Below are 20,787 nucleotides of genomic sequence, written 5' to 3'. Positions count from 1 at the left end.
TTAATTCTTGACGCGCTTGTAATGAATCCCCAGCTGGGGTTTTCTTCGACACACTGGTAAACACTTATAGATATTTCTCGGCCAAACTGACAGTTTCGAATTATTTTTGAGTCAAGTAATCGCCATTTACGCCAACCTAAAATGCTTATTCATTGCTTGATTTTCTTGAAATATGACTTAGAATCAATATCTAAATTAATGATTTGTAAGTAGGTCGTTCGCTTATCTCCTGCACCGCCTTTTTCTAACAGGTAGTAATATAATTTTCCGTCATGTATGTGGACTATCCCCTTCTGGAAAGATTGACTACCAACTGGTGCATAGTAAACACGGGTGAAATCATTGGTGCCACCTTTTGCTTGCTCAACAAATGGTCGGCCTTGCTCTAAACCAATAATGTAAATATTCTCGCCTGCGGTATACAGCTGTGATGCGGGTGGGAAATCAGTCGTCGTTATTAATTCACCAACTCCAGCTTTTTGGTAAGTATGGGAATAAACTTTTTTAATAACCTTTTTATTTACCCACTCATTAGTTTGACCAATCAAGTGCAAATCGCCATTCTCAGTTACCGTCCAGTCGAAACCACCAGTAATACTGACTTGATCTTTAGCGGTCGCATCCGGTAATAAGTCGCCGGGTCTCATCACTAAAGCTTCATCCGCTTTCACTAGCGGCATTGTGATTGCTTCACCTTTATAGTTTTTCCACTGAGTTTCACCACTCGGATCGTCAGAGTACGCATAAAACATCCCATCTTGCGCTCTAAAACGATCGGGTAAGTTAAAACGTCTTTGAAAGCCAATTCGGATCTTGCCATCGGCATATTTCATTTTGCCGTAGATGCTCCAATTCTTAATCTCGCCTTTTTTGCCAGCGCCCAATACATTAAAGCTTTTAAAATGACTCCATTTACCCTGTTCAGCTAGATACTTGTTAAATACAACACGACCATCGTGCGAACTACCTTGTCGCATGTGTAAAAATAAGTCGCCATCATGGCTAGTAAAAAAGGTTGGATAAGTTAAACGTGAAAATTGGCCATGGTCTTCAATGCCTGTCATGGTCAGGTGTTTGTAATCAGTAGCGCCTTCACTATTCACACTAGTATCTTTTACGAATTGCGTTAAGGTAAAATTGTTATCCGTGACACTAGCGGCCCCAGCAAGGCTGTATGAATAACGAAAATAGTCTTTTCGGATGTCGCCATTACCACCTGTGTCTGTGTTTTCTCGGTAGGCGTGCATATCATAAAGTAGATGGATAGTTTCATCTTTTGGGCTTATCGCCACCGCAATCGTGTTATGAGTTTCACCAACCCACCAACGCCCTTCAAATCCTGTATGTTGATGCGGAAATTCAATCGTTACGCTTTTCCCTGTTAAAGTATTATAGCGAGTGAGCATGACATGCCGATCTAAAATTCCCCCTCGATACCATGTCATAAATACATAGTTTTTATAAACTTTAATCGCATCGCCATGAGGCGCTATCGCATTTCCGTAGGCATAGTTATATTTTTGCCCTTCGATATAAGCTTGGGTTCTAGCTTGAGGTACGCTTTTTTTCACGCCATCAAAAAACAAGGCTTGATCTGTCACTTTAATTTCGTGTTCAAGTTTAATAGCTGCAGTGCTATTACCACTAAACCAAACTAAAAAACTTGCTGCGATCAAGGACAAAGTCATTTGTTGTATTTTTTTATAGTTATCAATAACCAGTTTCATAAAGGTTCTCTTGTATCTCGCTTATGTTAAAGCATAGCTATGCTGAATCAGGTTTCAGACATATATAAGAAGAGGCTCTAAACCCTAAAATTGATACCCTAAAATGGAAAAACTATCGAAATAATGGCTGTTCTAGCAAGATAGAATTGTAAAGGTGAGTTTTAGCTAGACATATAGGCCGCTTATATTTGAGGTTAAATCCTAAGCAGGGGGTGAAATCGAATAAGACCGATCTGAATTCCAGATCGGTATTTTAATCAAACTTAAGCTTAATTCGTGTAGGCTTTCATCGAAATAATACCTAACTCGGTATTAGTTAAGTTTTTTGACTTCGATTTTTTCATATGAAAATAAAGGCAATTTAGATTCGATATGCATTACAGATCCGGCTTCGCCATTACCAGCAGAAACAGTCACAATTTGTTGCCAGTCTGTCCATTCACTTGTGTTAGTAAATACATATTGTTCAAAAGCAAGTTGACCTTCAGCGGTTAAAACATTTGAAGTAACACCACCAGAGCCATTACCGTATTTATTAAACCCACTGCCTTTGTTTTTAATTAGGTAATCATCTGCGCCTGGTTCTTCCATAAAGACTTGGAATTTTTTATTTTCTTTGCTCAACAATCTTTTACGGTATGAAAATACGCTGCCCACTGGCACATCCATTTTTATTGAGGTCAAAATTTCTGGCGTGCTTTCTGCTTCTAGGTCTGCTGGGTTGTAGTTATATAATAAAATATCCAAGTCTGTTTGAGGTGAGTTAGTCGCGACGATAACGCCAATGTCATCAGGATTGGCATTGCCTGTGCTGATTAGACTAGCTGGATAGCGAACTTTACCAGCCATATCAGCTAAAGCTTTAGTGCGAAAATCTTCATGCTCTGCTTTTCTTTGTCCCCATTGGAAAATTTGGTCAATCCCCTTTTTATGCAGCTCATCCGTCATAGCTATCAATAATGTGTCAGCTTGCGCTGTATCTGAAGTTATTAAGTAGCCGCTTCCGATTTTAGAAATGATTGAGAATTCTTCAAGATCTAATACGGTATAGTCTTTCCATTTAGGATGCTCTACTAATTGTGCAAATAATTCTTCATATTTATCTTTTGGATGTCTGGTTTTTTCCGAGGTAATAATTGGATAATCTGATATACCCCAAAAGTCGATGCGGATATTGTTCTGATCAGCATATTCAATGATGGCATTAGCAAACGACTTGATGACTTCGCTTTTATAATTAGTCACTGTTCCGCTTTTATAAATAAATGAAGGTGGTCGAGTATGCACCCCAAAAATAGCTTCTGGTAATACCTTACGAACAGCACCTTCTGTATTGGCAAAATGTTCGACAAAATCAGCCTCTGTGCCAAACCAGTGATCTGGTGTTTCTATTTCAGAGCCAACTCTAAAGCGCCAGGTTTTCACCTCGTCTTTACCATATTCGTCTATCAACTTGGTCATTAAGGCTTCAATATACTCTGCATATTCCGCTTTATCATATGGTGGTAATGAGTTGCCATAGATTGAGATTCGCTCATTTTCTCTAAAGTTAACATTATCTTTTTGCCCTTCAGGTATAAAGGTATAGCCTCGCTGGAAAGCCCATGGTGGCTGGTCTAACACGATTTGGTGAATATCAGTTCCACGGTTACGAATTTTGTTAATTCGATCAATTAAGGGAGAAAAATCATAAACATAATCGCCCAGTGTTTCATCATAAAAAGCGGTATCAAATTCTAAGTCGGGTACATTGACACCATTTTCATTTTTCTTAATTCCACCTATCATACGAACTGTATTTATTTTTAAACCAGGACGGACATTACCGCCTGTCGTTGGCGAAATTCGATTTGCAACAAGCCACATATCACGCATTTCACCAAGCGTGTTTTGGCTATCTGTTAGGTCAAGTTCAACTCTAATATCCGATGGTGGAATATCATTCCCCGTGTCGGTCTCGTTGCCTGTACCGGGTTCGTCTACCGTTTCTTGTGGTGCTTTTAAGTCAATAGTATCAACAGAGCAAGCGGATAAACCAAGCACGGACGAAACGCATAGCATCATATATATTAATTTCATTTTCATATTAATGGTTTCTCAATTTTATATTGGGCTCTTTTTATTTGTTCGTAAGTAATATCTTGTTTCATATGCCACAAGCTTTAACCTGCTACACATCAAAAATACAATAAACTCATTAAAGATAAGGTTCCGACCTAGTGAAATTGCTACCCTATTTAAGAAAAAACAATAATATTTCTACATAAAACGCCAATCAACATAACAAGCTTTGATTTTAAATTAACCTGAACTCAAGATAATAATTAAGCTAAAGCATTGTAATTATTAACAAAGACTTAAAACTTTATTCTAGGGAGACATTTTTCTTGGAATGAGGAGTGTTTGGATTGAAACGTGGAGCTTGGACCAACTCAATATTATGTGATGGACATGGTTGCCTGGCTTTACACCAAACCATTATGGGGTGTGATATCGATAGGCTCTAATTGTTGGAGGCCAAGGCGAGCCCCCAACAAACTAAAACTTTTGATTAAAGTTTAACTTTCTCAGAGTTTGATCTACATGGTAACAAATTCTTCGGCGCTGGTTGGGTGAATAGCCACCGTATCATCAAAATCTGCTTTGGTGGCGCCCATTTTTAAGGCGACAGCAAAGCCTTGTAGTAGTTCATCCGAGCCAAAGCCAATTGAGTGTATTCCAACAATTTTTTCTTCTTTGCCAACACACACCAATTTCATTCTGGTTGGTTGTCTATGTTTGGTCATAGCTTGGTATAAGGCCGTAAATTGTGATTGGTATATTTTAACTTCATCACCATATTGCGCTCTTGCTTGTGCCTCTGTTAAGCCAACCGTACCAATTGGCGGGTGACTAAACACAACAGTCGCTATATTGTCGTAGTCTAATTTAAGATTAGTTTTACCGTTAAATAAACGTTCACAAAGTCTTCTGCCTGCTGCGACTGCAACTGGCGTTAGCGCTGCACGACCTGTGTTATCTCCAACGGCGTAAATGCCAGCTACAGCTGTGTTTTGGAATTCATCTGTTGGGATAAAACCACGCTCATCTAGTTTAATCCCTGTTTTTTCGATATTGATAGTATCGGTTGCTGGCGCTCGACCAATTGCCCATACCACTTCATCTAAATCTGAAATTTGTTCACCCGATTCAAATTTTAGAGTTAATTTACCCGCGGAATCTTTAGTAATTTCGCTCGGTGTCGAATGTGTATGTAACTTAGGCCCATCAGCTTCAATACATTCAACAAGAGTGTCAGTTAATAAGGTATCAAACTCTCTTAACGGTTTATCTTTACGAATCACTAAATGAGTATCAGTTCCTAACGCATGGAATACACCAGCTAACTCAACAGCAATATAACCCGCACCAACCACAGCTACTTTTTTAGGTTGTTCGGTTAATTCAAAGAAGCCGTCAGAGGTAATACCATACTCTGCACCAGGCAAAGATGGTACAGCTGGTCTACCGCCTGTTGCTATCACTATGTGGTCGGCTGTGATTTTTTCGCCATTTACTTCTACGGTTTTAGCATCAACAAATTTGGCAAAACCATTAATGATAGTCACCCCATTGTTGTCGAAGCCTCTTTGGTAGGATGCATGAATTCTAGAAATGTAAGCATTACGGTTATCAACTAATCTTTGCCAGTCAAGCTGCTGAACTTGAGTGTCAAAGCCGTAGTCTTCACCGTATTTAATTGCATCTGCAATTTGTCCGGCATACCACATGGCTTTTTTAGGTACGCAGCCAACGTTGACACAGGTACCGCCCACATATTTTGCTTCGATTACTGCGGCTTTTTTACCTAATTTAGCTGCTCTGTTGGCACTCGCGATGCCGCCGCTACCACCACCGATAGCAAGAAAATCAAAATGTTGAGTCATGTATGTTCCCGTTTTGTTGTTAACTGATTATACTCAGAACTTATATTCTAGCTTTGAATGCTAAGTTGCTGAATATTAAGTACCTAAATCTTAGATAAATATTTCATTTAAACCAAATTAATTATTCCGATTAACTTAATCGATTGAATACGAATGGACAGGTGTAGCATGAGTAACGAAACAATTTTCGATAAAATTATTAATAAAGAAATTCCGGCTGATATTTTATATGAAGATGAAATATCGCTCGCGTTTAAAGATATAGCGCCTCAAGCTCCTTTTCATTGCTTAATTATCCCAAAAAAACGCATAGCGACAATTAATGATATTCAAGCAGAAGACAGAGAAGTCGTCGGTCATTTATATACGGTTGCCGCTAAATTAGCAGCCGAGCATGGATTTGCTGAAGATGGCTATCGGGTTTTAATGAACTGTAATAAACATGCAGGTCAGGTTGTATTCCATATCCACTTACACATGTTAGCTGGTAAACCTTTAGGGCCAATAGTTAGTCAATAGAATCGTTATACCAGTTCACCTAAATTGTTGATCTATATTTTACGTAGAAAAAAGTGCGCTAACAAGGCATGAGTTGCCGCAACTAGTAAACTAATAGCAAAATTCATAACGCAGTTTACGTGCTTTTTAACCCGTAAAATTGAGCAATAATTAGGATGGATTGGCATTATAGAGCTAAAATACAGAAGAAAAAAAGCCGCAATAGCGGCTTTTTTATTAAGTGATTAAAAATATTGAAGCTTTATTTAATCACCTTTAAGTGACTTACTTTAGCCGATTTTTTAGGCTTGTCTTCTTTGTCCTTGTTACCATCAACAACTTCAGAAACAATAGGTTCTGGTTGGGTTATTTCAGGTTTTGGCTCTGGCGCAAATGGCATGCCTTCGCCGTTTTCCTTAGCATAGATAAATAATACTGCGGCAAGCGGAACAATTAAGTGTCTTGGTGTGCCACCAAAGCGTGCATTAAACTCGATTTCAGTGTCGCCTAGCGATAAATTACCCGTCGCACCCGTCGCAATATTTAATACTATTTGCCCATCTTTTACATATTCAAATGGTACTTGTACACCTGGAAAAGTGGCATCAACCAAGATGTAAGGCGTACAGGCGTTATCCATTATCCAATCAAACATGGCACGGATTAAGTAAGGCTTTGAAGAAGTCATAGTCATATTAAAATCGCTTAGCGAATTCGCATTTCTCTTTCTTCGTCAGTTAAAGAAGCTTGGAAAGATTCACGTTCAAATACACGATTCATGTATTCTTTTACTTCTTTACTGCCCTGGCCAATTAACTCAATACCTAATTTAGGTAAACGCCATAATAAAGGTGCAAGTACACAGTCTACTAAGCTGAACTCTTCACTCATAAAGAATGGTGTTTCTGCAAAAATAGGCGCGATAGCTAAAATACCTTCACGTAGCTCTGCACGTGCAGCTGTACATTCTTCTGCTGTGCCAGATTCGATTTGAGTAACTAATTTGTACCAGTCAGTTTTAATTCTATGCATCATTAAACGGCTTGAACCACGTGCAACTGGGTAAACAGGCATTAGTGGTGGATGAGGAAAACGCTCATCTAAGTATTCCATAATGATGTCAGCTTGATAAAGTACTAGCTCACGATCTAATAAAGTTGGGATTGAACCATATGGGTTTAATTCCCACAATTCTTCAGGTTTGTTGTTTGGATCCACGTATTTGATTTCTACGCTAATTCCTTTTTCCGCTAAAACAATACGTACTTGATGACTCTGTAACGATGTTTCATCTGCATATAACATCATTATCGAACGCTTATTGGCAGCTACAGCCATGAATTCCTCCAACTAACAAAAATTTGGTATTAAACCAAAACAATAAGTAACCTATTCTTCAACTAAAACACCTTATTCAGATTGTTTTAAGCCCAAGTTAGGCAACTAGAATAACAAATCAACTCAATTACGTCAGTTATTTATTATTCGCTAAATACAGCAAATGGGGGCATAGCCCCCATTAGTAAAAACACTCAGCGTTCAGTACAAATTAATGTACGTCGCGCCAGTATTCTTTCTTCAGTAAGAAAATAAATACGAAGAATACGGCTAAGAACACCAATACCCAAGTACCTATTTTGTGAGATTCTAATTTAGAAGGCTCACCAACATATTCTAAAAAGTTAACCAAATCTGTGATTGCTTGGTCATATTCAGCTGGTGTTAAAGTACCAGGCTCTTTTTGAGTTAGTTTAATACCGACTAAAGTTTTCTCACCATCTACTGTATCGTACACCATCTCAGCTTCTTGAGTACCTTGTAGGCCTTCAAGAACATGTGGCATACCAACATCTTTAAATACAGCATTATTTACTTTAAATGTTTTCTTTTCGTCAACATAGAAAGTTTTTAAATATGTGTAGATCCAGTCTGGGTTACGAACTCGAGCAACCATAGTTAAATCTGGTGGCTGTTTACCAAAGAAAGATGCTGCATCAGCAACTGGCATAGCATTTGTAATTTTCTCACCAATTTTTTGGTCAGAGAAAATTAAGTTATCTTTTGCAAGATCTAATGGAATGCCTAAATCTTCAGCTGTACGCTGATATCTTTGGTACTGCATTTGGTGACAACCTAAGCAGTAGTTCATGAATAACGCAGCACCACGTTGAAGTGAAGGTTGATCCTTAAGATCAATCTTTACTTCTTCTAACGGATACTGAAAACCACCACCTGCAGCCGTAGCTAAACTAGGTAATAAAGCAACTAATGCGATCAGTAATTTCTTCATTTTGTAATTCTCGCTGGTAATGGTTTAGTTTGTTCGTTCTTACTATAAAGCCATAAGAAACCAAAGAAGCCAAAGTATAAAACTGTCGAGATTTGTGACATTAGCGTAAATGTAGGTGTAGCTGGCTTTAAGCCTAACCAACCTAACAATACGAATACAACAGCAAATACAGCTAAGTTAATTTTATGTAGGCCGCTACGGTATTTAACAGAACGAACTTTACAACGGTCTAACCATGGTAATAACGCAAGCATTACAATTGCACCAAACATTGTCAGTACACCTAACAACTTATCTGGAACTGCACGTAAAATTGCGTAGAAAGGTGTGAAGTACCAAACTGGCGCAATATGCTCAGGTGTTTTAAGTGGGTTAGCCGGCTCAAAGTTTGGACCTTCTAAGAATAAACCACCTACTTCAGGGTTGAAGAAAATAACATACGAACAACCCATGCAGAACAAGCTGAAAGCAACAAGGTCTTTTAACACTATGTGCGGGAAGAAAGGCACAACGTCATCTATGATATCTTTCTTAGATGTATAGTATTCATGGATCTTAAACTTAGTCTTTTCTTCTTCTTTTAACGAACCTTTAGGGTGTTTAACATCAATACCTTGTGGGTTGTTAGAGCCGACTTCATGTAAAGCAACTATGTGTAAGAAAACCAAAATAACAATAACCAATGGCAATGCGATTACATGCAATGCAAAGAATCTGTTTAGGGTTGCACCCGAGATAACATAGTCACCACGAATCCATAAAGTTAAATCATCACCAATAACCGGAATTGCACCGAAAAGTGAGATAATTACTTGTGCACCCCAGTAAGACATTTGTCCCCAAGGTAATAAGTAACCCATGAAAGCCTCTGCCATTAGCGCTAAGTAGATGAACATACCAAATAACCAAAGCAATTCACGAGGTTTTTGATATGAACCATACATCATGCCACGGAACATATGCAGATAAACAACAACGAAGAATGCAGAAGCACCTGTTGAATGCATATATCTTAGCAACCAACCGTAATCAACATCACGCATTATGTACTCAACAGAAGCAAAAGCGCCGTCTGCACTTGGTACATAGTTCATGGTTAACCAGATACCCGTTAGGATTTGGTTAACTAATACGATAGTTGCAAGGAAACCAAAAACATACCAGAAGTTCATGTTTTTTGGTGCTGGGTATTGTAGTGCGTGCATATTTGCAACACGCATCATAGGGATTCGATATTCGATCCAATCTAATAAATTCTTAAACATGATTAAGCAGCTCCCGAATCATCACCGACAAGAATTGTGTTCTCGTCTAAGTATTTATGTGGAGGGATAACTAAGTTTGTTGGCGCTGGTACACTTTGGAAAACTCGACCTGCCATATCAAATTTAGAGCCATGACAAGGGCAGAAAAATCCAGAAGGAACCCCTTCAACTTGCGCAGAAAAAGAGTCTGGTAAATACTGAGGCGAACAACCTAAGTGAGTACAAATACCAACCGCAAGAAACACTTCAGGTTTAATCGAACGATATTTATTTTGCGCATATTCAGGTTGTTGTTCAACTTCTGAATTTGCATCTCTTAATTTGTCGTCATGTGTTGTTAGTTCTTCTAACATTTCAGGTGTACGCTGGACAACCCACACAGGTTTTCCTCGCCACTCAACACGTAACATTTGGCCTGGTTCAAGTTTACTAATGTTCACTTCTACAGGTGCACCAGCTGCTTTAGCTTTTGCACTAGGATTCCAGGACGCGATGAAAGGTACAGCTGCTCCGACAGCACCCACACCACCGACAACCGAAGTTGCGACGGTTAAGAAGCGACGGCGACCGTTATCAACAGGCGCATTACTCATTCAATCTTCTCCGAGACTAGACTTTAAAATTGGGTAACCAAAATAACTCAGTTCTAAAGTAAAAAAGTTAACGCTTTAGCTAACATTTCTTACTTTAAAGTAAGCAAAATTTGGCACAAGGTAAAAATATAGCGAATGATAATAAAAAAACCCAATGACTGCCACGTAAAACCCCGAAAAACATTGAATTTTCGTCGATAAAATTTTGATTTAGATCAGAACTCAAAGTTTCCTCTCTATTTTTGCTATAAATTCAATCAAAATGGGGATATTTGCAATAAAAGAGCCTGACTACTGCATTTGCTATTTTGTTATCCAAAATAAAATGTAAGTAAAAAAAAACCCGGTAAAACCGGGTTTTTGCAATTCTGAAAAAACGAATTAACGTTTTGAGAATTGTGGTTTCTTACGAGCTTTCTTAAGACCAACTTTCTTACGTTCAACTTGACGAGCATCACGAGTAACATAACCCGCTGCACGTAGTGCTGGACGTAAAGTTTCGTCAAATTCCATCAATGCACGAGTGATGCCGTGACGGATTGCGCCAGCTTGACCAGTAATACCACCACCAGAAACAGTGATGTTTAAGTCAAACTTTTCTGTCATTTCAACTAACTCTAAAGGTTGTTTAACAACCATACGAGCTGTTGGACGACCAAAGAATTCTTCTAAAGAACGCTTGTTGATAGTAATGTTGCCGCTACCTGCTTTCAAGAAAACACGAGCTGTAGAGCTTTTACGACGACCAGTACCATAGTATTGTGAATCTGCCATTGTGATTTCCCCTAGATGTCCAGAACTTGCGGCTGTTGCGCTTGATGATTATGTTCAGTACCTGCGTAAACTTTAAGTTTACGGTACATTTCACGGCCTAAAGGACCTTTTGGAAGCATACCTTTAACAGCTTTTTCGATGATCATCTCTGGTTTTTTATCAAGTAACTTATCAAAAGTAATTGATTTTAAACCACCTGGGAAACCAGTGTGAGCGTAATACATTTTATCAGTACGTTTAGCACCAGTTACCGCTACTTTTTCAGCATTGATAACGATGATGTAGTCACCAGTATCTACATGAGGAGTATATTCTGGCTTGTGCTTACCACGTAAACGGCTAGCGATTTCAGTTGCGATACGGCCTAAAGTTTTACCGTCAGCGTCAACAACATACCAATCGCGCTTAACAGACTCAGGCTTAGCAGAGAAAGTTTTCATTTTAAAATAACCTAAATTACAAAAATTCCACGTTTTAGAGGCTTTTTAGCCTCCCCTTGTTTATGCTAAAAACCCCTTCGAGAATCTAACAATGGCCTTATAAATAAAGCCTACATCGGGTGGGGACGCGCATTATATAGGACGTTGAGCAAAAGATCACCTGTAAAATCAAATAAATTTAAGCTAGGTGTGGCTCTGCTAGGTAATCATGAGATTGCATCTCTTGTAAGCGGCTTAAACAACGCTTAAATTCAAAGTTAAGCAAACCATCTGTATAGAGTTTTTCCATCGCGATCTCGGATGAGATGATTAACTTGACCTTGCGCTCATAAAACTCATCAACCATAGCTATAAAGCGTCTTGCAACGTCATCTTTGCCTGCTCCCATTTGATATACATTACTGACTAAAACCGAATGATAACAACGGCTGATCTCAATATAATCACTTTGGCTTCGAGGTCCATTACACAAAGCATCAAACTCAATTAAGATCACACCTTCGGTCATATACCTTACCGGTATCATACGATTTTCAATTTCAATCGAGATATTTTGTTCAATATCTTCTGAACTAGCGAGTTGATTAAAGTAGCTAATTAAATTTTCATCAGCTTCTTTATCCGCTGGAAAATGAAAAATTTCAGCCTGAGTCAAAGTACGGAGCCTGTAATCGATGCCGCTATCCACATTGACGACTTCGCAATTATTTTCAATCGCGGTAATTGCAGGAATGAATCTAGCGCGTTGCAAACCATTTTTATATAAACCACTTGGCTCAATGTTTGACGTGGCGACCAATACGATGCCTCGCTCAAATAGTGCATGAATTAATCCACCCAGTAGCATGGCATCTGTAATATCTGAAACAAAAAACTCATCGAAACAAATCACTTTCGTTTCTTGAGCTAATTTATCAGCAACTTTTTCTAACGGGTTAATTTCGCCAGTATAATGTTTGAGCTCATCATGCACTCTATGCATAAAACGATGAAAATGAATTCGCATTTTATTGTCAAATGGTAGGCTATGATAAAACAAGTCCATCATATATGTTTTGCCTCGACCAACTCCGCCCCAAAAATAAAGTCCTGTTGGAGCTTGATTTTTGGCTTGAGAAAACAAATATTTAAACTTAACTAACCAGTTTTGCTGAACGGTTGAACTATTAACCAAGTTTTGATGTAAATTATCTAGCTTTCTGATTGCATTTTCTTGTGCTGGATCTGGGACTAATTTATTCGCAGATAAGTCTTGTTGATATAGAATAAAAGGCGTAGTCATCTAGGGTACATTTATAGAATTAATGTACAAAAGATACCAAAGGTTAGTAAAAAACACTATCCCCATGAATTTAAACTGGTGGATAAAATATAAATATAAGAGGTAGTTTTATGGAATGGGTTATTGGTTTAGGCATATTTGTTGTTGGCGCACTCGTTGGCTTTGGATTAACCAAGGTATTAGGTAATTCAAATAGTGAGAACAAACAGCTAACGGAGCAACTAGAACAGCACATAGCTGCCCAACAAAACTTTAAACAAGATGTTGACCAATATTTGCAGTCGGTTAATAACGCAATGCAATCCATTGCTCAGCAAGCTCAAGCAGCTGCGACTGAGTCTCAACAACAATTCAATAAATTGACTGAAGTTCAAAAAGAACATAAAGAGTACATTCCTTATTTCAGTGCTGAAGTTTCTGATTTACTACAACAAAATAATGAATCAGATAAAGATAGAATTAAATCCCATAAAACGATTAATGATGAAAAACCATTAGATTACTCAGCCGATAAAATGGGGTTATTTGAATCCAGTAATAAATAAATTACGAACTTTTTTTAAAATACAAAGTCTTTAACTTGGTATTTAGATAGCAATTTAAAATATCTAATTATTAGCCTTATATTTTAGGAGATTCATGTGAAGCTAACTCGTCTTGCGAAAATATCTGTTGTAACAGCATGCTTAACTTTAGCCTCTGCTAATTCATTTGCAGCTTTACCTTGGTTTGGTAATAGTGACAAAGAGTCAACGCCAACACTTGCGCCAATGCTAGAAAAGGCAACACCGGCCGTTATTAATATAGCTGCTGCTGGAGTGAAAAAAGAACAACAGAATGTACCTGAACTATTCAGACACTTTTTTGGCCAACGTGGTCAAGGGCATGTCCAAGAAAAACCTTTTAGAACGGCTGGTTCAGGTGTCATCATTGACGCAGATAAGGGCTACATAGTCACCAACCACCATGTAATAGCTGATACAGATAAAATCATGATCACGCTAAAAGATGGTCGTCAATTTGAAGCGAAAAAGTTAGGTTCAGATGCAGATAGTGATATCGCTTTATTGCAAATAGAAGCAGATAACCTAACCGCTTTACCTTTAGCTGACTCGGATAAATTGAGAGTTGGAGACTTTGCCATTGCGATTGGTAACCCATTTGCAATAGGCCAAACAGTAACTTCAGGCATTATCAGTGCATTAGGCCGCAGCGGATTAGGCATAGAAAATTACGAAAACTTTATTCAAACAGACGCGGCAATTAACAGTGGTAACTCAGGTGGTGCTTTAGTTAATTTTAATGGTGAGTTAATCGGTATTAACACTGCTATTTTAGGCCCTGCAGGCGGTAACGTCGGTATTGGTTTTGCTATTCCTTCCAATATGATGAAAAACTTGGTCGACCAAATCGTTGAATTTGGTGAAATTAAGCGTGGTGTACTTGGTATTTCTGGCGACAATATAGATGCAGGATTAGCAAAGGCATTTGGCTTATCAACTTCGCAAGGCGCGATTGTTAGACAGGTATTCGAAGATACAGCTGCAGAAGAAGCTGGGATAAAACCAGGTGACGCTATCATTAGCATTAACGATAAGAAAGTAACGTCTTTCCACGAGCTAAGAGCAAAAATTGGCACTATAGGCGCAGGTAATACGGTTAAGTTAGGTATTATCCGTGATGGCGAGTCGATGACGATAAAAGTCAAACTTAGAGAATCTGAAGGTGCGAATGTGATTGCGGAAAACATTCACCCTGCACTTCAAGGTGCTAAATTAGCCAATGGTGAAACCCAAGATAACCAAAAAGGTGTCATTGTTAAATCAATAGATGCAAGAACACCTGCGACTTCGATTGGTTTAGAGGAGGGAGATGTTATTATAGGTGTTAATCGCCAAAGAGTGACAAACCTAGCTGAGCTGAGAGATAAATTTGACGATAACCAAGACAATATCATTGCTTTGAATATTGTTAGAGGCAGAAGCCAGCTTTACTTAGTTATACGTTAAGTTTAGCTCACTCAATATTAACCCCTTAATACAAAACCAGCGCTATGCTGGTTTTGTATTATCTAACCTAAAATAAACATAACTATGAGCAAACCAGCTAGTTACTTGCAATTTATTATTAATACTTTAGCCATGACGCTCATTATTGTGGTTATTTTGTTCAGCTTGTTTCCTGATATAAGGGAAAATAACAAGCTGTGGCAAAGTATGTTTGCCAATGAAATCAAACACAGAAAACCGATTTCATTTGCTCAGGCAGTCGCTCGTGCTGCACCTGCTGTTGTAAACATCTATACCCAAGGCTTTGAAATTGACCAAAGGTTTTATAATCGGAAAAGAGCAATTCGAACTTTAGGTTCGGGTGTAATTGTCTCTTCTCATGGCTATATTTTAACTGCTGAGCATGTTGTCAAAAATGCAGAGCAAATCCTAGTCGCATTACAAGATGGACGGCAATTCGAAGCTCAGCTAATCGGAAGTGACCCCTATACAGATTTAGCCGTTTTATATGTACAAAATGAAAATCTACCTGTCGCCCCAATCGATCCAAATTTAACTTCACAAGCTGGAGATTTAGTACTGGCGATTGGGAATCCATACAACCTAGGTCAAACTATAACCCAAGGCATTGTGAGTGCGACCGGACGTTCTGGTTTAAGCTCAAACTATGCTGACTTTATCCAAATGGACGCTGCAATTAATGACGGCAATTCAGGTGGAGCACTAGTCGACAGCGATGGTTTTTTAGTTGGAATTAATTCTTTCAACTATGCATCAGCAAGAAGGAATAACCAAGCCCAAGGCATTTTCTTCGCGGTTCCAGCTAAGCTCGCGTTAACCATTTTAAATAAAATAGTGACCGACGGTAGAGTCGTTCGAGGTTATTTAGGTATTTCAGGTAAGGAAATACATATTCAATCAAAAAATGGTGCTCTTGCCCCTGTTATCGTCGTCACTATGGTTGAACCAGGCGGACCTGCGGATCAAGCTGGATTTAAAATAAATGACATCATTATAGAGATTGATGGCGAAATGGTCAGTGGACGGACTAAAACGCTCGATTTAATTGCTGAAACCAAGCCTGGGGTAAAAATGCCAGTGACTATTATTAGAAATGGTGCAAGAAAGACACTGACGGTAACAGTTCTCGAATTACCGAATCAATTTTTATTACACACAAATTAATTTTCAGGTATTAAAAAAGGCCTAAACGGCCTTTTTATCTAATTCTGCAACTTTGTTTACTTCAAGCTTATGCGTTAAGCTGAAACTCGTTTCACATTCGCGCCAAGTTTAGACAACTTAACTTCAAGCTGTTCATACCCTCGGTCGAGATGGTAAATACGATTAACACTTGTTTCATCATCAGCAAACAAGCCCGCAATAACAAGACAAGCAGAAGCTCTTAAATCAGTAGCCATAACTTCCGCACCGGTTAAAGTTTTAACGCCACGGACAATTGCTGAATGCCCTTCCAGTTCGATATCAGCGCCCATACGATGAAGTTCTGGTACATGCATAAAACGATTTTCAAAAATAGTTTCATGGATAGTACCCGTACCTTCTGCTACGCAGTTCAATACCGTAAACTGAGCTTGCATATCGGTTGGGAAAGCCGGATGAGGTGCAGTTTTAACATTAACTGCTTTCAGTTTGCGACCTCTCATATCTAAACTAATTGAATCTTCGGTAATTTCTATTGCTGCACCCGCATCTTGCAGCTTTTTAATCACTGCTTCTAGTAATTTAGCTGAGGTGTTTAAACAACGAACTTGCCCACCTGTAACGGCAGCAGCAACTAAAAATGTGCCGGTTTCAATTCTATCAGGCAAAATGGAATGCTTGCAGGCGTGTAGAAATTCAACGCCATCTATGACTAAAGTATCTGAACCAACGCCTGAAATTTTAGCGCCCATTGCAATTAAACAATTGGCTAAGTCGATTACTTCTGGCTCTCTGGCTGCATTTTCAAGTATGGTTTGACCTTCTGCCAATACAGCTGCCATCAATAAATTTTCAGTGCCAGTTACGGTAACTGTATCGAAAATGATGTGCGCACCTTGGAGCTTTTTGCCATGTGTTGTCGCAACAATATAACCATGCTCAACTGTGACATCAGCACCCATTTGCTGTAAACCATTAATATGTAAATTAACTGGTCTAGCACCTATAGCGCAGCCGCCTGGCAGGGAAACTTTAGCTTCACCACAACGCGCAACTAACGGACCCAAAGCGAGAATAGAAGCCCGCATTTTTCTGACTTGCTCGTAAGGCGCAGTGGTTGAAGTGATAGCACTTGCAGACAATATATAGCCTTCTGAAGTTTTTTCAGATGTAATTCCTAACTCGGCTAACAAACCTAATGTGGTTTTAATGTCATGCAAATTTGGTACATTTGTTAACTCAAACTTTTCCGCGGTGAGTATAGATGCAAATAAAATAGGCAAAGCCGCATTTTTTGCACCTGAAATAATGACATCACCTGATAAAGGAACACCACCTGATACTACAAATTTATCCATCCAGCTAGATTCCTAATCGATTAAAAGTTAAGTTTTTTATGCATGCGCCACTCTTCAGCGGTAAAAGCCTTAATTTTTACAGCATGGATTGTACCATCAGCAATCATAGCATTTAGAGGTTGGTATACCATTTGTTGACGTTTAACTGAGCGTAAACCTTCAAACAAAGGCGAAACGATTGTGATTGCTAGGTAATAGTTGTCTTCATGCTCAACTGTTAACTCTTCGTGCTCAATAGCTTCCGCTAATAGAGACTTTATTTCATCTAAATTCATAATTTAATTAATACCTAATAATTCATCCACGCCACATAATTTAGCAAGGTTTATAAAGCTATCCGAGCCATTAAAATAACGAATTAAAATTCCTTTGTCCGCTAAGGTGATTTTCAACTTTAATAAATAAGCTAATCCAGCCGTATCAATTTTGGTTACATCGGCTAGAGAAACATCTACTTGCGCTTGGTCAGGGCAAGGCAGCTCTGGAAATTTAGATAAATCATCAAAACGAGTTAACTCACCATTAAGCTGCCAAAAATGATGATTGTTTTGTTTTTCCTCTAACTTAATCATTTATGACACATTCTTATCATCTGATTTAAAGTTTAATTTTTTATCGGCTTTCTCTATCAAGTCGTTAATAACGGCTTTAAAGCCAATTCTAGAAATAGCATCGCCAATTTCTTTACGTTTAGTGCTTAATACAGAAATGCCTTCAGCTTCCATATCAAATGCCTGCCAACCTTTACCACGATTGATCAGCTTAAAAGTAACTGCAATATCTGGTCGACCAGGTTCAACTATTTTGCTTTTCACGACCACTATTTTATCTAATTCTTTACTATTTGATGGCTCAACAATAATCGTTTGTTCACTTCGGTAATTAATAAATAATTGAGCATAAACAGTTACGATATAATCACGAAATGCATCAACAAACTTCATTAACTCATCTCTAGATGGGCCTCGCGTGTGCTTGCCTAATACTTTAAATGACGCATATTCGTAATCTATATAGGGTAACAACTCTTCTCTGATAATGACTTTTAGTAATTCAGGGTCTTGCTCCACTTTAGGCCAATCTTGCTTGAAACGTTGAAATGCTTTTTCGGTAACCAGCCTAAATAGCTCATAAGGGTCATCATTCTTAAACTGAGCATTTGTGTCAGCTTGCGCACCAAATGTGAAACTAAGTAATGCAAAACATGCAAATAATGAGGTTAGTATTTTTTTCATTAGGGGAAACCTGTCTTAATCTTCGTCGCTTTGACTAAATAAAAATTGGCCTATTAACTCTTCAAGCACCAATGCTGATTTTGTATCTTGGATATAGTCACCATCACCCAAGGTTTCGATTCCTTCCATCATAAATCCAGGCTCTAATCCTAAAAATTGCTCCCCCAATAAACCCGCAGTCAAAATACTTAGTGTGCTGGTATCTGGGAAATTAGGATAATCCACTGAAATATCCATAGTTACGACTGGAATATACTCTTGAGGGTGCAATTGAATTGCAGAGACTCGGCCAACAACAACACCACCCACTTTAACTGGAGAACGAACTTTTAAGCCACCAATGTTATCAAACTTAGCCAATAGCTGGTATGTTTCACCACTTGTCATTGAGCCACTATTAGCAACTTTTAAGGCTAAAAATAGAATTGCAGCAATTCCCACTGCAATAAAAGCTCCGACTAAAATTTCTATTTTTCGGTTATTCATTGTGCATTATTCTCCAAACATTAATGCGGTTAAAATAAAATCTAAACCTAGTACAGCTAACGACGAGTGAACCACAGTTTGAGTTGTCGCTTGGCTAATACCTTCTGACGTTGGGACACAATCGTAACCTCTAAAAATAGCAATCCAAGTCACCACAATTGCAAAAACAACGCTTTTAACAAATCCGTTCATAATATCCTTATTAAAATCAACTGAAGCCTGCATTACGCTCCAGAAATTTCCACTATCGACACCTAGCCATTCAACGCCGACTAAATATCCACCAAAAATCCCGACTGCACTAAAAATAAAAGCAAGAATAGGCATACTAATAAAACCCGCCCAAAACCTTGGTGCAATAACCCTTCTAAGCGGATCAACAGCCATCATTTCCATGCTAGTTAATTGTTCTGTTGCTTTCATTAAACCAATTTCAGCCGTTAGAGCTGAACCAGCTCTACCAGCAAATAACAAAGCAGTTACCACAGGGCCTAACTCTCTGAGTAGAGAAAGCGCAACCATAGGGCCTAAACTATTTTCAGCGCCATAACCAACTAAAATAGTATAACCTTGGAGCGCTAAAACCATCCCAATAAACAAGCCGCTCACAAGGATAATAGCTCCAGACAAAACACCAACAACATATAACTGCTTAACTAATAGTGGTGCATTTTTATTTACATTGGGCATGCTCCACAACGCATTAAACAACATAAGTCCGGCGCGTCCAACGGTTGATATAAATGAAATTCCATTTTTCCCTAGACGGGCAAGCGCGTCTAACATGATTTAAATACCTTAGTCATACAGTCTGAAATGGTTTCGGCAGGAAAATGAAAAGGAACTGGCCCATCCGCTTCTCCTGACATAAATTGATGTACCAGGGGTGAATCATCCTTAGCTAATTGAGCAGGCGTTCCCGCACCAATTACCGTTTTATTTGCAATAATATAGGCATAATCAGCAATACTCATAACTTCAGCTAAATCATGCGAAACTATGACTGAAGTTAGTCCAAGAGCATCATTTAAATTACGAATCAACCTAAGTAAAACCCCCATTGAAATAGGGTCTTGTCCAACAAAAGGTTCATCGTACATGATGAGTTCTGGATCTAAAGCGATTGATCTAGCTAGCGCAGCTCTTCTCGCCATACCGCCAGACAATTCACTCGGCATTAAATGAGCAGCGCCCCTTAGACCGACTGAATTAAGCTTCATTAATACCATGCTTTCGATTATATCGTCAGGTAATTTACAGTGTTCTCGAATCGGAAAAGCGACGTTATCAAACACTGACATTTCGGTAAATAGCGCGCCGCTCTGAAACAGCATGCTCATTTTTTTTCTTGCTTCGTATAGCTGACTTCTCTTTAGCTTAGGAATAGAAAGCCCATTAAACACAACATCACCGGCATCAGGCATTAACTGACCAGCAATCAACCTTAATAAGGTTGTTTTCCCAATTCCACTAGGCCCCATAATAGCGACCACTTTTCCTTTTGGAATATCTAGAGAGAGATTTTCATAAATAGTTCGGCCTGAACGCGAAAAAGTCACATTTTCTATTTTTATAAATGCTTCAGATGACATTACAATTCCCTAAAAAGCTACCCTAAAGCGAGTAATAATATATTCTATCAGAATCCATCCTCGGAAAAAGACAAATTTACTTCTCTATTTACAATTGAAAACAAGAAAAGTTCAATTTGTGCACTAATTTGCAGCTTTAAATTAATAA

At 38.5% G+C, this 20,787-nt stretch carries 22 protein-coding genes; 4 read left to right on the top strand and 18 right to left on the bottom strand.

Going from position 1 to position 20,787, the window contains the following annotated elements:
- Window positions 1-149 precede the first annotated feature (149 nt).
- From XM47_RS11225 to gorA, 3 genes are all read right to left on the bottom strand, one after another.
- On the bottom strand, window positions 150-1,727 hold the full coding sequence (locus XM47_RS11225; protein WP_053084548.1) for a BNR-4 repeat-containing protein: 1,578 nt from the start codon (window positions 1,725-1,727) through the stop codon (window positions 150-152).
- A 312-nt stretch (window positions 1,728-2,039) separates the two neighbouring features.
- Window positions 2,040-3,812 (bottom strand): GH39 family glycosyl hydrolase, encoded by a 1,773-nt coding sequence (locus tag XM47_RS11220; RefSeq protein WP_149865501.1) that lies wholly within the window; start codon window positions 3,810-3,812, stop codon window positions 2,040-2,042.
- A gap of 494 nt (window positions 3,813-4,306) precedes the next feature.
- Entirely contained in the window at window positions 4,307-5,653 is a 1,347-nt protein-coding gene (gene gorA / locus XM47_RS11215) for a glutathione-disulfide reductase (RefSeq protein WP_048692538.1), read from the bottom strand.
- Window positions 5,654-5,821: 168 nt separating this feature from the next.
- Between gorA and XM47_RS11210 the strand changes: the two genes are divergently transcribed.
- The gene (locus XM47_RS11210; protein ID WP_048692537.1) at window positions 5,822-6,172 is read left to right on the top strand and encodes an HIT domain-containing protein; all 351 of its coding nucleotides are present in this window, start codon (window positions 5,822-5,824) and stop codon (window positions 6,170-6,172) included.
- Between the two features lie 241 nt (window positions 6,173-6,413).
- On the opposite strand, the gene XM47_RS11205 is transcribed toward XM47_RS11210, so the two are convergent.
- The 8 genes from XM47_RS11205 to zapE form a co-directional block, all read right to left on the bottom strand.
- On the bottom strand, window positions 6,414-6,839 hold the full coding sequence (locus XM47_RS11205) for a ClpXP protease specificity-enhancing factor (RefSeq protein ID WP_216595986.1): 426 nt from the start codon (window positions 6,837-6,839) through the stop codon (window positions 6,414-6,416).
- A gap of 17 nt (window positions 6,840-6,856) precedes the next feature.
- Complete coding sequence (gene sspA / locus XM47_RS11200; RefSeq protein ID WP_048692533.1) at window positions 6,857-7,489, bottom strand: stringent starvation protein SspA; 633 nt, start codon at window positions 7,487-7,489, stop codon at window positions 6,857-6,859.
- 211 nt (window positions 7,490-7,700) lie between these two features.
- A complete protein-coding gene (locus XM47_RS11195) occupies window positions 7,701-8,441 on the bottom strand; it encodes a cytochrome c1 (RefSeq protein WP_048692532.1) in 741 nt (246 codons plus the stop codon).
- Window positions 8,438-9,706, bottom strand: a complete 1,269-nt coding sequence (locus XM47_RS11190) for a cytochrome b (protein WP_048692531.1) — start codon at window positions 9,704-9,706, stop codon at window positions 8,438-8,440. The genes XM47_RS11195 and XM47_RS11190 overlap by 4 nt, the downstream gene beginning before the upstream one ends.
- 2 nt (window positions 9,707-9,708) lie before the next feature.
- Window positions 9,709-10,299 (bottom strand): ubiquinol-cytochrome c reductase iron-sulfur subunit, encoded by a 591-nt coding sequence (petA, locus tag XM47_RS11185; RefSeq protein ID WP_048692529.1) that lies wholly within the window; start codon window positions 10,297-10,299, stop codon window positions 9,709-9,711.
- Window positions 10,300-10,680: 381 nt separating this feature from the next.
- Window positions 10,681-11,073 carry a 30S ribosomal protein S9 gene (rpsI, locus tag XM47_RS11180; RefSeq protein WP_048692527.1) on the bottom strand — a complete coding sequence of 131 codons (393 nt, stop codon included), beginning with the start codon at window positions 11,071-11,073 and terminating at the stop codon, window positions 10,681-10,683.
- Window positions 11,074-11,084: 11 nt separating this feature from the next.
- A complete protein-coding gene (gene rplM, locus XM47_RS11175) occupies window positions 11,085-11,513 on the bottom strand; it encodes a 50S ribosomal protein L13 (protein WP_048692525.1) in 429 nt (142 codons plus the stop codon).
- 178 nt (window positions 11,514-11,691) lie between these two features.
- The gene (gene zapE / locus XM47_RS11170; RefSeq protein ID WP_048692524.1) at window positions 11,692-12,795 is read right to left on the bottom strand and encodes a cell division protein ZapE; all 1,104 of its coding nucleotides are present in this window, start codon (window positions 12,793-12,795) and stop codon (window positions 11,692-11,694) included.
- Window positions 12,796-12,905: 110 nt separating this feature from the next.
- Between zapE and XM47_RS11165 the strand changes: the two genes are divergently transcribed.
- The 3 genes from XM47_RS11165 (at window position 12,906) to XM47_RS11155 (ending at window position 15,989) form a co-directional block, all read left to right on the top strand.
- Window positions 12,906-13,340 carry a ZapG family protein gene (locus XM47_RS11165; protein WP_048692522.1) on the top strand — a complete coding sequence of 145 codons (435 nt, stop codon included), beginning with the start codon at window positions 12,906-12,908 and terminating at the stop codon, window positions 13,338-13,340.
- Window positions 13,341-13,430: 90 nt separating this feature from the next.
- Window positions 13,431-14,804, top strand: coding sequence for a DegQ family serine endoprotease (locus tag XM47_RS11160; RefSeq protein ID WP_149865500.1), 1,374 nt, complete (start codon window positions 13,431-13,433; stop codon window positions 14,802-14,804).
- 84 nt (window positions 14,805-14,888) lie between these two features.
- On the top strand, window positions 14,889-15,989 hold the full coding sequence (locus XM47_RS11155; protein ID WP_048692518.1) for a trypsin-like peptidase domain-containing protein: 1,101 nt from the start codon (window positions 14,889-14,891) through the stop codon (window positions 15,987-15,989).
- 74 nt (window positions 15,990-16,063) lie between these two features.
- Here XM47_RS11155 and murA read toward each other — a convergent pair whose 3' ends face one another.
- The 7 genes from murA to XM47_RS11120 are packed head-to-tail and all read right to left on the bottom strand — an operon-like array spanning window position 16,064 to window position 20,639.
- A complete protein-coding gene (gene murA, locus XM47_RS11150; protein ID WP_048692516.1) occupies window positions 16,064-17,326 on the bottom strand; it encodes a UDP-N-acetylglucosamine 1-carboxyvinyltransferase in 1,263 nt (420 codons plus the stop codon).
- A gap of 20 nt (window positions 17,327-17,346) precedes the next feature.
- Window positions 17,347-17,601 carry a BolA family protein gene (locus XM47_RS11145; RefSeq protein WP_048692515.1) on the bottom strand — a complete coding sequence of 85 codons (255 nt, stop codon included), beginning with the start codon at window positions 17,599-17,601 and terminating at the stop codon, window positions 17,347-17,349.
- A gap of 3 nt (window positions 17,602-17,604) precedes the next feature.
- Complete coding sequence (locus XM47_RS11140) at window positions 17,605-17,898, bottom strand: STAS domain-containing protein (protein ID WP_048692514.1); 294 nt, start codon at window positions 17,896-17,898, stop codon at window positions 17,605-17,607.
- Complete coding sequence (locus tag XM47_RS11135) at window positions 17,899-18,561, bottom strand: MlaC/ttg2D family ABC transporter substrate-binding protein (RefSeq protein ID WP_048692513.1); 663 nt, start codon at window positions 18,559-18,561, stop codon at window positions 17,899-17,901.
- A 15-nt stretch (window positions 18,562-18,576) separates the two neighbouring features.
- Entirely contained in the window at window positions 18,577-19,047 is a 471-nt protein-coding gene (gene mlaD / locus XM47_RS11130) for an outer membrane lipid asymmetry maintenance protein MlaD (protein WP_048692512.1), read from the bottom strand.
- Window positions 19,048-19,053: 6 nt separating this feature from the next.
- Window positions 19,054-19,833 (bottom strand): lipid asymmetry maintenance ABC transporter permease subunit MlaE, encoded by a 780-nt coding sequence (gene mlaE, locus XM47_RS11125; RefSeq protein ID WP_048692511.1) that lies wholly within the window; start codon window positions 19,831-19,833, stop codon window positions 19,054-19,056.
- Window positions 19,827-20,639 carry an ATP-binding cassette domain-containing protein gene (locus XM47_RS11120; protein ID WP_048692510.1) on the bottom strand — a complete coding sequence of 271 codons (813 nt, stop codon included), beginning with the start codon at window positions 20,637-20,639 and terminating at the stop codon, window positions 19,827-19,829. The genes mlaE and XM47_RS11120 overlap by 7 nt, the downstream gene beginning before the upstream one ends.
- Between the last annotated feature and the right edge of the window lie 148 nt (window positions 20,640-20,787).

It is taken from the genome of Catenovulum maritimum (assembly GCF_001050375.1).
GTDB classification, from domain to species: domain Bacteria; phylum Pseudomonadota; class Gammaproteobacteria; order Enterobacterales; family Alteromonadaceae; genus Catenovulum; species Catenovulum maritimum.
Note: the sequence above shows the minus strand (reverse complement) of the source record. Positions and strands in the feature narration are given on the sequence as shown.

What these genes read in the sequence shown, in the direction of transcription:
- XM47_RS11225 (WP_053084548.1), bottom strand. Translation starts at nt 1,727, where the DNA reads ATGAAACTGGTTATTGATAACTATAAAAAAATACAACAAATGACTTTG.
- XM47_RS11220 (WP_149865501.1), bottom strand. Translation starts at nt 3,812, where the DNA reads ATGAAAATGAAATTAATATATATGATGCTATGCGTTTCGTCCGTGCTT.
- gorA (WP_048692538.1), bottom strand. Translation starts at nt 5,653, where the DNA reads ATGACTCAACATTTTGATTTTCTTGCTATCGGTGGTGGTAGCGGCGGC.
- XM47_RS11210 (WP_048692537.1), top strand. Translation starts at nt 5,822, where the DNA reads ATGAGTAACGAAACAATTTTCGATAAAATTATTAATAAAGAAATTCCG.
- XM47_RS11205 (WP_216595986.1), bottom strand. Translation starts at nt 6,839, where the DNA reads ATGACTTCTTCAAAGCCTTACTTAATCCGTGCCATGTTTGATTGGATA.
- sspA (WP_048692533.1), bottom strand. Translation starts at nt 7,489, where the DNA reads ATGGCTGTAGCTGCCAATAAGCGTTCGATAATGATGTTATATGCAGAT.
- XM47_RS11195 (WP_048692532.1), bottom strand. Translation starts at nt 8,441, where the DNA reads ATGAAGAAATTACTGATCGCATTAGTTGCTTTATTACCTAGTTTAGCT.
- XM47_RS11190 (WP_048692531.1), bottom strand. Translation starts at nt 9,706, where the DNA reads ATGTTTAAGAATTTATTAGATTGGATCGAATATCGAATCCCTATGATG.
- petA (WP_048692529.1), bottom strand. Translation starts at nt 10,299, where the DNA reads ATGAGTAATGCGCCTGTTGATAACGGTCGCCGTCGCTTCTTAACCGTC.
- rpsI (WP_048692527.1), bottom strand. Translation starts at nt 11,073, where the DNA reads ATGGCAGATTCACAATACTATGGTACTGGTCGTCGTAAAAGCTCTACA.
- rplM (WP_048692525.1), bottom strand. Translation starts at nt 11,513, where the DNA reads ATGAAAACTTTCTCTGCTAAGCCTGAGTCTGTTAAGCGCGATTGGTAT.
- zapE (WP_048692524.1), bottom strand. Translation starts at nt 12,795, where the DNA reads ATGACTACGCCTTTTATTCTATATCAACAAGACTTATCTGCGAATAAA.
- XM47_RS11165 (WP_048692522.1), top strand. Translation starts at nt 12,906, where the DNA reads ATGGAATGGGTTATTGGTTTAGGCATATTTGTTGTTGGCGCACTCGTT.
- XM47_RS11155 (WP_048692518.1), top strand. Translation starts at nt 14,889, where the DNA reads ATGAGCAAACCAGCTAGTTACTTGCAATTTATTATTAATACTTTAGCC.
- murA (WP_048692516.1), bottom strand. Translation starts at nt 17,326, where the DNA reads ATGGATAAATTTGTAGTATCAGGTGGTGTTCCTTTATCAGGTGATGTC.
- XM47_RS11145 (WP_048692515.1), bottom strand. Translation starts at nt 17,601, where the DNA reads ATGAATTTAGATGAAATAAAGTCTCTATTAGCGGAAGCTATTGAGCAC.
- XM47_RS11140 (WP_048692514.1), bottom strand. Translation starts at nt 17,898, where the DNA reads ATGATTAAGTTAGAGGAAAAACAAAACAATCATCATTTTTGGCAGCTT.
- XM47_RS11135 (WP_048692513.1), bottom strand. Translation starts at nt 18,561, where the DNA reads ATGAAAAAAATACTAACCTCATTATTTGCATGTTTTGCATTACTTAGT.
- mlaD (WP_048692512.1), bottom strand. Translation starts at nt 19,047, where the DNA reads ATGAATAACCGAAAAATAGAAATTTTAGTCGGAGCTTTTATTGCAGTG.
- mlaE (WP_048692511.1), bottom strand. Translation starts at nt 19,833, where the DNA reads ATGTTAGACGCGCTTGCCCGTCTAGGGAAAAATGGAATTTCATTTATA.
- XM47_RS11120 (WP_048692510.1), bottom strand. Translation starts at nt 20,639, where the DNA reads ATGTCATCTGAAGCATTTATAAAAATAGAAAATGTGACTTTTTCGCGT.